This window comes from Sinorhizobium mexicanum (assembly GCF_013488225.1).
GTDB classification, from domain to species: domain Bacteria; phylum Pseudomonadota; class Alphaproteobacteria; order Rhizobiales; family Rhizobiaceae; genus Sinorhizobium; species Sinorhizobium mexicanum.
Genome location: NZ_CP041241.1, coordinates 860,542 through 872,916, shown reverse-complemented (window position 1 = coordinate 872,916; position 12,375 = coordinate 860,542). Strand labels below are relative to the sequence as shown.

The following is a 12,375-nucleotide window of genomic DNA, read 5'->3' as shown; positions in this document are numbered from 1 at the left end:
GGACATGACCAGCATTCTCAAGCTTTGCAGTTCGCAGCCAGGCGCACCCGCCAATGCACTTCGGGAGGCATGCGTCGCTGAGTTTATATTCACTACCCAACGAGATGGTTGAACCAGTCCTCACTGTTGACAGGCTCGGGGTCGTTCTGGCCAGGAACCGCCAGCGGCACCGCGCGCTCGACGAGATCAGTTTCGCGGTGGGTCCGGGTGAAATCCTGGCTGTCGTCGGCGAAAGCGGCGCGGGAAAGTCGACGCTGGGCGCTGCGATCCAAGGTCTTCTGCCGGCCGAGAGCGCGCCGGAAGTGAGCGGCTCGATCCGGCTCGCGGGCCTGGAAATAGTCGGCTCACCGCCGCACCTGTTGCGCTCCGCGCGGCGTTCGCTCGTGCGCGCCGTTCCACAGGACCCTATGGGCGCGCTCAATCCCACGATGACCATCCGCCGTCAGTTGCACGAATCCGCAGATGGAGACGAGACGCTGATACTCGGTAGCCTGCGCCGCGCCGGTCTGAGCGACGCGCAGCGCATCGCCGGTACTTTTCCTCATCGTCTGTCGGGCGGCGAACGGCAGCGGGTGCTGATCGCAATGGCGATGATGGCGCGTCCGAAGCTCCTCATAGCCGACGAGCCGACAACCGCGCTCGATGTCACGACACAAGCACATTTGCTCCAACTCGTGCGCAATCTTGCCCGAGAAGAGCAGACCGCGATCATCTACATCACCCACGACCTCAATGTAGCGGCCACAGTGGCGGACCGCATAATGGTGCTTTTCGGTGGGCGAATGGCGGAGATCGGCACGCTGCGCGAGGTCGCGAGAAATCCGCAGCATCCCTACTCGGCCAGTCTCTTCGCCGCCCGCTACGATCTCAATTCCGACCGTTCACGTCCGTTGCCGACCCGGCAGCCTGCATTCAGGCATGACGAAACGAGCGATCGTGGTTGCGGCTATGTCTTGCACTGCCAGATTGCCCGGAGCGATTGTTCCAGCGTCCGCCCCCGAGAGCGCCGCGCTCAAGCGCATTCCGGTCTGGTCGCATGCCATCGTTCGGACGAAACGCCGTTCCCTGCCCTTCCTGTCGCGGCTGCCCGCGAGGCATGGGCTGGCGAGAAGGTCACGGACGGCCCGATGGCACTCGAGCTTGTGAATGTCCACAAGCACTTTCCTGCGGACAGGCAACGGGTCTGGGAAAGGCGGCGCCTGATCCCCGCGCTCAGAGGAGTGAATCTATCAATCCCGCTCGGCCAATCAGTCGCCGTTGTCGGCGAAAGCGGGTCCGGAAAATCGACCCTGTTGAGGATCGCCGCGGGACTGATGGCTGCTGACAGCGGGCGCGTCTCATGCCTTGACCGCCGGCCGCAGGTGATCTTCCAGGATCCGGTGTCGGCGCTGACACCCTGGCTGTCCGTCGGCGACCAGATCGGTGAACGCCTGCGTCCCCGCGTCACCTCTGCCGCCGAGCGTCGGCGGAGGGTCGGTGAATCCTTGCAGAGTGTAGGGCTCGATCCGTCGCTGATGCATGCCCTGCCGTCGGAGCTCTCGGTCGGCCAGTGCCAACGCGCCATCGTGGCCCGTGCCGTCGTGGTGCCACCCAAACTGCTTCTGTGCGACGAGCCGATCAGCGCCATGGACGTCCCGCTGGCGGCGGCAACTCTCAATCTTCTTAATGATCTTCGCCGGCGCCTTGGACTCGCGATGCTGTTTGTCACTCATGACCTTGCCGCGGCAAGGATTATTGCCGACCGTATCATCGTGTTAAACAAGGGGGTGGTCGTTGAGGAGTTTGAAGCCGACATGTTGCAGTCCCCTTCCCGTGGTGCTGTCACCCGTGCGCTGATTGAAGCCTGTCCAAGACTCGACGCGATGCTCGCTCGATGATCCGTGGGATGAATGAACATGCAAATTCGCTTTCGCGCCTTCACGACGGCTTGCGTATGGTCGGCTGGTCGGGTTGGGTCGGCATCGCCGGTGTCTTACTGATTACGGTGGTTGCCTTGTTGGCGACCTGGCTGACGCCCCATGATCCCTATTTGCGGATCGCAGAGGCTTATCTTCCTCCCTCGCAAACACATTGGTTCGGCACGGACGAGGTCGGTCGCGATCTGTTCGCGCGCGTGCTTGTCGGCGTGCAGTCCACCTGGCTGGCAAGCCTCGCGGTGATCTTGTTCAGCCTCGTGCTTGGCTCCCTCATCGGGGTTGTGTCCGGTGCCATTGGCGGCAAGGTGGATTTTATCGTTCAGCGTGTCGTCGACTTGTTCCTGGTGCTGCCCAGCACTCTTATTGCGCTTGCGGCGGTCGCAGTTTTGGGGCCGAGCCTCCTTCACAGCATCGTCGCGCTCGCCATCTTCTGGTGGCCCTGGTACGCCCGCGTCTCACGGGACGAAATTCGACGGCTATACGCGCGGCCGCATGTGGAGGCGGCACGCGCCGCCGGCGTGGCCGGCCCTCGCCTGATGCTACGCTATCTGCTTCCAGGAGCGGTCCCTGCTTTGATCATCGCAGCGACACTCGATGTCTCCAACATGGTCATGGCGCTGTCGGTGATGTCGTTTCTCGGCCTCGGCCAGCCCGCGCCATCGGCCGAACTCGGAGCCATGACGGCACGCTCGCTCGACAGTTTGACGGTTTTCTGGTGGATCCCGATCTTGCCCGCGGTTGCTCTCTTCCTTCTGTGCCTCTTCTCAAACCTCGCCGGCGATGGACTTCGCGCGATGCTGAAGGGCACCTAAGCATGGCCCTTTATTTCGCGAAACGGGCATGTAGTCTGGCCATCGTTCTCATGGTTATGAGCTTCATCGTTTTCTTGCTGCAAAGCGTCATCCCCTCTGACCCGGCGCGGGCCATAGCAGGTCCCTACGCGCCGTCGTCGACGATCGAAACCGTACGCGAGGAATTGGGCCTTAACGATCCGATTGCGGTCCAATACGGCCATTTCCTGTTGCGCGTAACCGCAGGAGACTTCGGCAAATCGGTTCGCACGCGCCAACCCGTAGGTGACGACCTTCTGCGGTACCTGCCCGCTACGCTCGAACTCATTCTGGTGTCTACAATCCTGGCGATGGGATTGGCGTTCAGCCTGACACTGCTTCTATTGGGCGGCGCACGGTCACAGATCCTGCGCCACGTGTTTGTTGCGCTGGGATCGATACCAATTATTTTGTTGGCCGTGTTGTTGGCCTATGTCTTCTGGTTCCGTGTGGATTGGCTGCCGGGAAGCGGTCGTCTTCAATTTCGCGACTTCGTTGGAACCACGGGCTTTTACGTCATGGACGGTCTTCTTGCGGGCCGGCCGGACGTCAGCATCGATGCGCTGGCACATCTGACGCTGCCTGCAACAGCTTTGGCCCTGCCATTTGCGGTAGCGATCGTTCGCAGCCTTGCAGGGTCACTGCACGATGTGATGCGACAACCCTATATCCGAACAGCGCGAGGCAAGGGTCTCGGCGAGGCGGCCGTTGTGTTGCGACATGGTCTCAGGAACGCCGCCTCCGCCCCATTGGCAATGACGGGCCTGCAGATAAGGCTGCTGTTCGGTAACCTGCTGGTGGTCGAATCGGTGTTTGGTTGGCCCGGCCTTGGGCTCTACATGACCGAATCCTTCGCCACTGCCGACCTGCCGGCGATACTTGGGGTCTCGATGGTTTTCGGGACGATCTATATCCTCGCTAGTATTGCCGTGGAAATCGCTCAATCGCTCACAGATCCGCGAATCGAACTGTAAGCGCAGCAGTATGATTCCTTAGATCGGAATCGATTTAAGGACAAAATCATGCAGCAATTCAAGGTGCAGCGACCTTTGGGCGTCCGTTTAGACGCACGGCGCTGTAGACAGCCGGCTCACCAAATCTGTCGGTTGTCGCGGCCGCTCCGATCTGTGAAGCAAAGGCGACCTATACCATCGTATAGGTCGACGATACTACCATACGATAGAACGCCGCCGGGATATTGAGGTCTAATCATGTTTGCTTGGAGCCATATGCTTATGGTGCCGCCGCGAATGGAGCAACCATGGACCGCCTTGTCCAGCCCAAAAACGTGAATGAAACACCGATGGGTCTAACGGATGGGGAACGTGTCACAGTCGCGCCTGGCTGTGTACGCGTATCCTCATCAATCGCGCTCGGATCCGAAGTTTTGCGTGATGGCAAGAATGATCGGACCGGGGCCGAGACCAGCGAGCCGGCCGTCGGTATTTATATCTATCCCGAGGGCGACACGGCACTCAGCGATCTCCAGCTCAAGCGTGTTGTGGCCTACGTATTGCGCAACATGGACGGCCCGCTCAGGGTTCGTGAACTGGCTGCGGAGGTCGGGCTCAGCCCCAGCCACTTCACCCGCGCGTTCTCGGTGCGTCTTGGAAAATCGCCATACGCCTTTATCATGGAACAAAGGATACGCCACGCCCGCAATCTGATGCTGAACACCGGTCAGACGCTCACCGAGATAGCCGGCAACTGCGGTCTGGCGGATCAAGCACATCTCACACGTATGTTCAGGCGGTTCGAAGGCACGACTCCGGCGAGATGGCGACGCCTTCGTCGGTCGGATCCAAAAGGGGACCGTCAAACGATGCGTACACCGGGCTAACGCGCCAGCCGCGACATGCATTCGTAGGGAAAGCGGTCGGGGCGGACAGGGGCGCTCCGGCTTCATGGAATTTCCCGACCAGCACCGCCGAAAGCAACGTGGCTAACCGCTGCATGAGCCGTGAACTATTCTAATGGGTTAGAGCAGGACGCGGGCGGAAAGCTGCGCACACTTTTCCTCATCTCGTCCTAAGCGTGGCGCCCCAATAGCGCCAGCTATGGAAGCACTATACTTCTGTACACTGACTGCGACAGCCGAGAGATAGTATATTCATCAAATCATCACTTGTCGCCGCTCCCAACAGGTGATGGTGCCCCGGTCCTCCCTCCGCTGTGGCACGACAATCAAGACTGATCCGCTCTCTTGGGCCGTCTGCTTCCGTCGCAGACGGCCCGTTTGTTTACTGTCGAGATACGCGACGCGTGGCGTCGGGCCGTCGGCAATCTGCAACCATCCGATCCGCGTGACGATCTGCGCGACTTTCGCTCTGGTCGCGGCCCATGAAATAGACGGATTGGACAGAGCGCGCACGATGGCTATACTGCCGCGATCGTTGCTTGAGGGCGCAACCTGAAATCGAAGAGCCTCTCCCGAAGAGAATTCGTCGCACTCGTCGCCGCTCTCATGGCCATCGAGGCGTTGGCGCTTGACATCATGCTGCCGGCGCTGCCTGATATTGGCACAGCATTCCAGGTGGCCGATCCCAACGACCGCTCGCTTGTCCTGACGGTGTTTCTCATCGGGTTCGGCTTGCCGCAAGTGGTGTTCGGGCCGCTGTCCGATCGCTTCGGCCGCCGCCGGCCGATATTGATCGGCCTCGCTGTCTATATCGCCTGCGCTCTGGCGTCGGCCGCCGTCCGCGACTTCACGGAGCTGCTTTCGCTTCGCTTTGCCCAGGGTCTCGCCGCGGCGGCGATCCGCGTCGGAATGATTTCGGCGATCCGCGACCGATACGAGGGTGCTGCGATGTCAGAGGTCCTGTCGGTCGCCTTATCGATCTTCCTGCTTATTCCTCTGTTTATGCCCGGTGTCGGGCAGATCATTCTTCTGCTGGGCCCGTGGGAGTTGATCTTCGTCGCCATGGGCGGGCTTGCGGCGATGATTGGTGTGTGGGCCTTCCTGCGCATGCCGGAGACCCTCACGCCAGCAAACCGCCGACCACTCGACTTCACGAGCATAGCGGACGCCTTTGCGATCGTGATCCGCAACCGGGCTGCGTTCAGTTACGGCCTGTCCAGTATGTTCCTACTCGGAATTATCCTCGCGCTGATCAACACGTCGCAGCAGGTCTATGTCGACATATACGGGCTGGGTCCCTACTATCCGCTCGCCTTCGCGGCCATGCCCGGCGCCGCCATCATCGGTTTCCTGGTCAACTCAGGTCTGGTGGCAAGGTTCGGAATGCGCCGGCTGGCGCACGGCGCAATGCTCCTCTTCCTTGCGGGGAGCGTTGCCTGGCTTGTCATGGTCCAGCTTGCAACGCCGCCGCTCTGGCTGTTTTTGCTCATGGTCGTGCTGGTTACTCCCATGGTCGCATTTGGTTTTCCCAATACCGGGGCACTCGCGATGGAACAGCTCGGGGAAGTCGCCGGCACGGCTTCCGCGATCTTCGGCGCCATCCAGACCGTTGGCGGCGCGATCCTGGGCTGGGCGGTGGCGCAAACCTTCGACGGAACACTGACACCGGTGATAGCGAGCCTTTGCATCTTCGGCACCTGCGTGCTTGCCTGCTTCCTGGCCGCCGAGAACGGCCGGCTGTTTGGCGACGGAGGGGCGCAGACTGCACCGGCAGCCGACGCCTGATCCGTACTACAGCGCCGCGCGTCTTATCAGACGCGCAAAGGTCGCTGTAGCATTTTGAATTGCTGCATGTCTCTTTGTCCTTAAACCGAGGTCGATTTAAGGAGACATGCAGTAGGACGGCAGTTTCCCATTTGTTAACCAAATTTGCTCATTGTCCGTAGTTCGAACTACAGCGCCGTGCGTCCTTTCAGACGCACGAAAGGACGCTGTAGCACTTTTGAATTGCTGATTTTTCCGTCCTTAAATCGGCTACGACTTAAGGAAACATGCAGCAGGAACCTCGGAGCACATGATGAGCTACGATTGGAGCGGCGAGCGGGCACGCCGAACGAGGATGCTGAGGATCAGTGGATGGGTCCTGATAGCTGCGGCGATCGTTGCCGTTGTGGCTGCCCTGTCCATCTAGCAGCCTGTCGCGACCACGCGAAGCTTCGGCTGGCGTGGGGCCAAGCTGCCGCATCTTCCTTGTTCGGGTAGACCGGGCATTCGCCGTCTTGTGGCGGCACCCACTTGATGCTCCGTTCCAGCTCCTGATGTCGCGAGTCCAGCATTGATGGCGAACATCGGTTTGCCGCGCTTCTCCACGCATCCGCAGATCTCGGCTGGACACCGACCGCGATATCTTGTCTCGACGACAGAGCGCTTAAGACGGGGGCCTCAAGATCTGACGAAGGTAGTAGCGGCATTTAAGCATACCACCATATACCTTGTCCGGACGCGGCAAAGGAAAGACGTTGGAGCTTCTTGAGGCGCTCTTATGGAGCCAGATCGGAGAACCAGCATGTGCAACAATTGCGAAACCTGCAGACGTTCCTGCCTTGGCGCATTGGCTGGTACCGCTGCCGCCGGAGCTTTTGCGGTCACGTCATCCGGAACTACTCGTGGCGCGGATGTTGGCGCGCACGGCGACCTGCCCAATGCCGCACTGCCGGCGACCGGTATGCAGCTTGATCTCAAACGCGTTGCCGTGATCGATCCGCGGGTCGATTTCATCGGCCCGAAAAGTCCCGCATGGCCTGTTGGCGGCGAAAGCATGTGACGAAGCGGGTCTGCTCCGCTCCTGCTTACCGATGCGGGTCGGCGCAGACCCGTTCGGAGCGTTCGATCCGTCCGCCTCGGAAAGCTGGCGAGAGCGGTCAATCCCGAGATACCGTCACGTGCCGTTCAAGCTCGGTCGCGGTCTCCTCGCCGGTCGATACCGGGACGGCCCCCATGAAGGCCACAGCAGACCGAGATCTGGTGTCGACCGAGAGCGTGAAGACGTCCGAGCGCGCATAGTGGCCGACAACATCGAGGTCGTACTTGCCGCGCGCGATGATGCGTCGATCGATCTCCGCAACCTTGATCGCTTCGCCCGTGAAGTCCGGTTCGATAAGAACGTTACCGAGCGGGTCGACAATGCAGGAACCGCCCCTGATCAAGACGGTAGCGGGATCGTCGCCCTGGATTGGGGCATAGCCGGCAGGCCCGTCCCCCCGCGTGAAATACTGGCAGGCCGAAATTACGAAGCACCGGCCTTCAAGCGCGATGGTGCGCATCGTCGGCAACCAGGTGTCGCGGTCATCGACCGTCGGTGCGCAGTAGAGTTCGATGCCCTGGGCATACATGGCCGTTCGCAGCAGGGGCATGTAGTTCTCCCAGCAGATGACGCTGCCGATGCGGCCGAGCGGCGTGTCGACCACGCCGATGGTCGAGCCGTCGCCGAAACCCCAGACCAGTCGTTCAAGCGCCGTCGGCATCAGCTTGCGGTGCTTGGAGATGAGCTTGCCGGAGGGCGCATAGGTCACTGCGCTGCAGTAGAGCGTCCCGCCGTCGCGTTCGATGATGCCGACGACGAGATGGATGTTGTTGTCGCGGGCGATTTCGCCAAGGCGTGCCGCCTCCGGCCCTGGCAGGGCGATGGCGCTCTCATAGTAGCGCCGAAAATCCTCGCGCCCCTCCGGGCTTCTCATGCCAAGACGTGCCCCGAAGTCGATACCCTTCGGATAACCGCCGAGAAACGCCTCGGGAAACACCACGAGCTCGGCCCCCTGTCCCGCCGCATCGCGTGCGAGATCGGCAAGCTTCGCGATCGTTTTCGGGGTGTCGAACAGAACAGGCCCGGCCTGAACGACGGCTGCTTTGATGGTTTTGGACATCGGATCAATCCTTGAAGAAACTAAACGACGGCTTTCGTGCCGAGCGACGGTTGAGAAATCAGGCTCGCGAGCAGCGTCAGGCCGTCCTCGAGATCGCCTCGGTCGGGGGCAATGCCCAGGGAAATCCTGACCGCTTCGATTGGATGGACGACGGTAGCGAAAGCCGAACTCGGCACGATCGAAACGCCCGCGCGGTCGGCATGTTCTGCAAAATCCGCGGCGCGCCAGTGGTCCGGTAGCCGGAGCCAAAGGTGATGACCATGGGGATCGGCGGCAAAGTGCAGGCCTCCGAGGATCGACGATGCGAGCTTCTGGCGTTCGGTGTTCTCGGCGCGGATCGACCTTGCGATCTCATCCAAGACGCCGTCGGAGATCCAGCGACTCGCCAAGGCCGACATCAGCGGCGGAGCCATCAACATCGTCGCTCGCAGCACGCCGGCAAGGCGCAATGCTCTTGTCGCGCTGGGCGCCACCACATAGGCGACCCGAAGAGCCGGCGTCGCGCATTTAGACAGGGTTGCAATGTGCCATGTGATGTCTGGCGCAAGCTCCGCCAGGGAGACGGTTCGGTCGGGTCTCAATGGCGCATATGGATCGTCTTCGACGATAGTGACGCCATGCCTTCGCGCGATGGCTGCCAAAGCCCCGCGGCGGTCTTCCGGAAGCGTCGCGGTCGTCGGATTATCTATGTTCGGAACAACGTAGAGCAGCTTGAGCGCAAGATTGCGGCAGGCCCCCTCGAAGGCATCGGGAACGATGCCGCTGTCGTCCATGTCCAGAGGCTCGAGCGCGAACCCTTTCTGGATGGCGACCGCCTTCAGGCCAGGATAGGTCATCGCTCCAGCGGCCACGACATCGCCGCGATTAAGCAGCAGCTCACAAACAGCGAACAGCGCACATTGAGCTCCACCGGTCACGACGATCCGGTCGGACGTTACTGCCTCGATCCGGGGACCGAGCCAGTTGGCGGCGGCCAGCCGGTCTGGTTCTGAACCGGTGCTTTCCTGATAATGGAGGTGCAACAGTCCCTTTGGACTTCCAAGGACGCCCGCAACGCTGTTCGGAAAGATCTTCCGGAAGTCGAGATCCATGGGCTGCGGCGGAATGTTCATGCTGAGATCAACTAGGGGCTGCACCCGATCGACCGCTTCCCCATCGCGCGTTTCAGCGATGAAGGTTCCGCGACCGGCCTGTGCCGCCACGAGCCCTCGGCGGCGTGCCTCGTTGAAGGCTCGCGTCACCGTAGTCAGGTCGACCCCCAGTGCTTCTGCGATGGCGCGTTGTGCAGGCAGCCGATCCCCCCGGGAAACCTGACCCGAGCGGATATCGGCCTCCAGCGCCTCGACGATGCCGAGGTACTTCATCCGGGCGCTCTCGATCAGTCTCGGCTTCCACATATCGTCGCCCTATGTGTATGGTACATTGACATACATTTCATTTAGCATGTATGGCCGCGTGAAGGAAGTGGCGATCGTGTTGGCGAGACCGATGCAGGACGCAACGCCGGCCTTACGCAAATTCAAGTTTTCATCAACTCGGCCGCATCATGCGGCCCGACCCAGGAAGCAAGCGTATGCCCTATGGTCACAAAGAAGCGTCCGAAGGCGGGCACTATGCCCTGGAGGTGACGGGGAAGGACATTGCACAAATCGAGGCCTCCAGGACTGCGATTCCGCCGGGAACGCAGATCAACATTGCATTCCTCGGAAACGAAGACCATGCCCACCGCATCAACGCAGCGCGGGTGATACGAGCATGTGGATTGGAGCCTGTCCCGATCATTTCATCGCGCCGGCTGCGCTCTGAACAGGACCGGGACTATCTGATCGGCGCCCTGATCGCGGAGGCGGCGCCGCGGCGGTTCATCCTTGTAGGCGGTGATCCGGCAATCCCCGCCGGCCCATTTGCGGACTCGCTGGCACTCCTGAAGAGCAACGTCCTGCAGCGCCATGCAATACGCCATGTGGGCATCGTGGCCTATCCGGAAGGGCATCCGAAGATCGACACGGAGACGCTCTGGCACGCCCTCAAGTGGAAACTCGGATTTCTTCAGGACAGAGGGTGCTCGGTCGAGATTACGACGCAGTTCGGATTTGATGCCGATGCCGTTGTGCAATGGATAGAGCGATTGCGCCACGAAGGGATCGGCGCACCTGTCCGTATCGGCGTACCGGGCCCAGCCGAAGTCGGAAAGCTCCTCAGATTTGCCAAGCAATTTGGCGTGGTGACATCCGCAGCGATCGCCCGGCGATATGGCCTATCGATGGTCAACCTCCTCCAGCGCGTCGGTCCGGAACGCTATTGGGATCGACTTGCTGCCGGGATCAACGCACGAAATCTCGGAACCGTCCTCTATCACCTCTATCCATTCGGCGGGATCATAGAGGGCGTTCGTTGGATGAACGGTCGCGTGCCGAACCACTATTCCATGCCGCCGACTGAGGCGTGAAATAACGGGCGCATCTCGGCGGAGCCGCGCAAGCCTTCAGTGACTGCGGCAACGAGTCAAACTTGCCATGTATGGTCTATAGGCGTACATAACTCTAGATGTGTATGGTCATGCACCGACTGGAGCTGATAAGCTCAGCCGGACAAGAGAGGTGTACGCGCACATGGACTACAGTGAACGGCTCCAAACCCTACTCTCGGAAATGAAGCTCGATGGTCGTTATCGAACTTTCGCGGAGCTCGAGCGCATCGCAGGGGAGTTTCCGACAGCGCTCCGGCATCGCCCGGACGGCCGGACGCAGCGCGTCACCGTCTGGTGCAGCAACGACTATCTCGGGATGGGGCAGCACCCGGACGTCCTTAACGCGATGCATACCGCCATCGACCTTTCCGGAGCCGGGACCGGCGGCACACGCAACATCTCCGGAACCAACCGGCAGCACGTCGCGCTGGAATCGGAGCTGGCTGATCTTCATGGCAAGGAAGCCGCTTTGATCTTCACCTCAGGGTGGATATCCAACCTCGCGGCTCTCGGTACGCTCGGTCGCGTACTGCCGGACTGCGCCATCTTCTCGGACGCACTGAACCACAACTCGATGATCGAGGGCATTCGCAGGTCGGGCGCCGAGCGTTTCATTTTCCGCCACAACGATGCTGCTCATCTGGACGAGCTGATCAGTGGCATTGATCCCAGCCGCCCCAAGATCGTCGCCTTCGAGAGCGTCTACAGCATGGATGGTGACATCGCGCCGATAGCCGAGATCTGCGATGTCGCGGAGAAACACGGCGCAATCACCTATCTCGATGAAGTGCATGCCGTTGGCCTCTACGGCCCAGGCGGCGGCGGGATCGCCGAGCGCGATGGACTGGCTGAGCGCCTCACCATCATCGAGGGCACGCTTGCCAAGGCATTTGGCGTGATGGGCGGTTACGTCTCCGGGCCAGCGCTGCTGATCGACGTCATCCGCAGCATGGCCGACAGCTTCATCTTCACGACCTCGCTCTGCCCACATCTTGCGGCCGGAGCCTTGGCTGCGATCCAGCATGTCAGGCAGCATCCGGAAGAGCGCGGCCGCCAGGCGGCGAACGCGGCGCGGCTCAAGGCGATGCTGGCCGATGAGGGATTGCCGGTGCTCGATACGCCGAGTCACATCCTTCCGGTCATCGTCGGAAACGCACATCTATGCCGCAGGATCAGCGAGCGCCTGCTCGACGAACACAGCATCTACGTCCAGCCGATCAACTATCCGACCGTGGCGCGCGGACAGGAGCGGCTTCGCATCACGCCGACGCCATTCCACACCGAAGACCACATGCGTTCGCTCGTCGACGCGCTCCTCGCTGTCGGCAGTGATCTGGGGTGGGCCGCCGTGCCGCAGGTCGCCTGATCCGGGTTCCGG

The 12,375-nt window shown here is 61.1% G+C and carries 10 protein-coding genes; 8 read left to right on the top strand and 2 right to left on the bottom strand.

Translation table 11 applies throughout. The features are described from left to right. Nucleotides 1–104 precede the first annotated feature (104 nt). From FKV68_RS28255 to FKV68_RS28230, 6 genes are all read left to right on the top strand, one after another. The gene (locus tag FKV68_RS28255) at nucleotides 105–1,877 is read left to right on the top strand and encodes an ATP-binding cassette domain-containing protein (RefSeq protein ID WP_245181449.1); all 1,773 of its coding nucleotides are present in this window, start codon (nucleotides 105–107) and stop codon (nucleotides 1,875–1,877) included. 8 nt (nucleotides 1,878–1,885) lie between these two features. After that, on the top strand, nucleotides 1,886–2,728 hold the full coding sequence (locus tag FKV68_RS28250; RefSeq protein ID WP_245181448.1) for an ABC transporter permease: 843 nt from the start codon (nucleotides 1,886–1,888) through the stop codon (nucleotides 2,726–2,728). Next, nucleotides 2,632–3,720 (top strand): ABC transporter permease, encoded by a 1,089-nt coding sequence (locus FKV68_RS28245; protein WP_246452771.1) that lies wholly within the window; start codon nucleotides 2,632–2,634, stop codon nucleotides 3,718–3,720. Before FKV68_RS28250 ends, FKV68_RS28245 begins: the two co-directional genes overlap by 97 nt. Before the next feature lie 287 nt (nucleotides 3,721–4,007). Continuing rightward, nucleotides 4,008–4,586, top strand: coding sequence for a helix-turn-helix domain-containing protein (locus tag FKV68_RS28240; protein WP_180943811.1), 579 nt, complete (start codon nucleotides 4,008–4,010; stop codon nucleotides 4,584–4,586). Between the two features lie 624 nt (nucleotides 4,587–5,210). Then, nucleotides 5,211–6,389, top strand: coding sequence for a multidrug effflux MFS transporter (locus FKV68_RS28235; RefSeq protein WP_180943810.1), 1,179 nt, complete (start codon nucleotides 5,211–5,213; stop codon nucleotides 6,387–6,389). 781 nt (nucleotides 6,390–7,170) lie between these two features. After that, nucleotides 7,171–7,428, top strand: a complete 258-nt coding sequence (locus FKV68_RS28230) for a hypothetical protein (RefSeq protein WP_180943809.1) — start codon at nucleotides 7,171–7,173, stop codon at nucleotides 7,426–7,428. Between the two features lie 97 nt (nucleotides 7,429–7,525). Here the strand turns inward: FKV68_RS28230 and FKV68_RS28225 are convergent, their stop codons facing one another. Both FKV68_RS28225 and FKV68_RS28220 read right to left on the bottom strand, forming a co-directional pair. Then, entirely contained in the window at nucleotides 7,526–8,527 is a 1,002-nt protein-coding gene (locus FKV68_RS28225; protein ID WP_180943808.1) for a carbon-nitrogen hydrolase family protein, read from the bottom strand. 20 nt (nucleotides 8,528–8,547) lie between these two features. After that, on the bottom strand, nucleotides 8,548–9,924 hold the full coding sequence (locus tag FKV68_RS28220) for an aminotransferase-like domain-containing protein (protein ID WP_180943807.1): 1,377 nt from the start codon (nucleotides 9,922–9,924) through the stop codon (nucleotides 8,548–8,550). Nucleotides 9,925–10,100: 176 nt separating this feature from the next. Here FKV68_RS28220 and FKV68_RS28215 point away from each other — a divergent pair, with 176 nt between their 5' ends. Together FKV68_RS28215 and hemA are read left to right on the top strand one after the other, a co-directional pair. Next, a complete protein-coding gene (locus tag FKV68_RS28215; RefSeq protein WP_180943806.1) occupies nucleotides 10,101–10,976 on the top strand; it encodes a methylenetetrahydrofolate reductase in 876 nt (291 codons plus the stop codon). A gap of 163 nt (nucleotides 10,977–11,139) precedes the next feature. Further along, on the top strand, nucleotides 11,140–12,363 hold the full coding sequence (gene hemA, locus FKV68_RS28210) for a 5-aminolevulinate synthase (RefSeq protein WP_180943805.1): 1,224 nt from the start codon (nucleotides 11,140–11,142) through the stop codon (nucleotides 12,361–12,363). The last annotated feature ends 12 nt before the right edge of the window (nucleotides 12,364–12,375 follow it).

Coding starts and splice junctions, on each gene's coding strand:
- FKV68_RS28255 (WP_245181449.1), top strand. CDS start 105: ATGGTTGAACCAGTCCTCACTGTTGACAGGCTCGGGGTCGTTCTGGCC.
- FKV68_RS28250 (WP_245181448.1), top strand. CDS start 1,886: ATGAATGAACATGCAAATTCGCTTTCGCGCCTTCACGACGGCTTGCGT.
- FKV68_RS28240 (WP_180943811.1), top strand. CDS start 4,008: ATGGACCGCCTTGTCCAGCCCAAAAACGTGAATGAAACACCGATGGGT.
- FKV68_RS28235 (WP_180943810.1), top strand. CDS start 5,211: ATGGCCATCGAGGCGTTGGCGCTTGACATCATGCTGCCGGCGCTGCCT.
- FKV68_RS28230 (WP_180943809.1), top strand. CDS start 7,171: ATGTGCAACAATTGCGAAACCTGCAGACGTTCCTGCCTTGGCGCATTG.
- FKV68_RS28225 (WP_180943808.1), bottom strand. CDS start 8,527: ATGTCCAAAACCATCAAAGCAGCCGTCGTTCAGGCCGGGCCTGTTCTG.
- FKV68_RS28220 (WP_180943807.1), bottom strand. CDS start 9,924: ATGTGGAAGCCGAGACTGATCGAGAGCGCCCGGATGAAGTACCTCGGC.
- FKV68_RS28215 (WP_180943806.1), top strand. CDS start 10,101: ATGCCCTATGGTCACAAAGAAGCGTCCGAAGGCGGGCACTATGCCCTG.
- hemA (WP_180943805.1), top strand. CDS start 11,140: ATGGACTACAGTGAACGGCTCCAAACCCTACTCTCGGAAATGAAGCTC.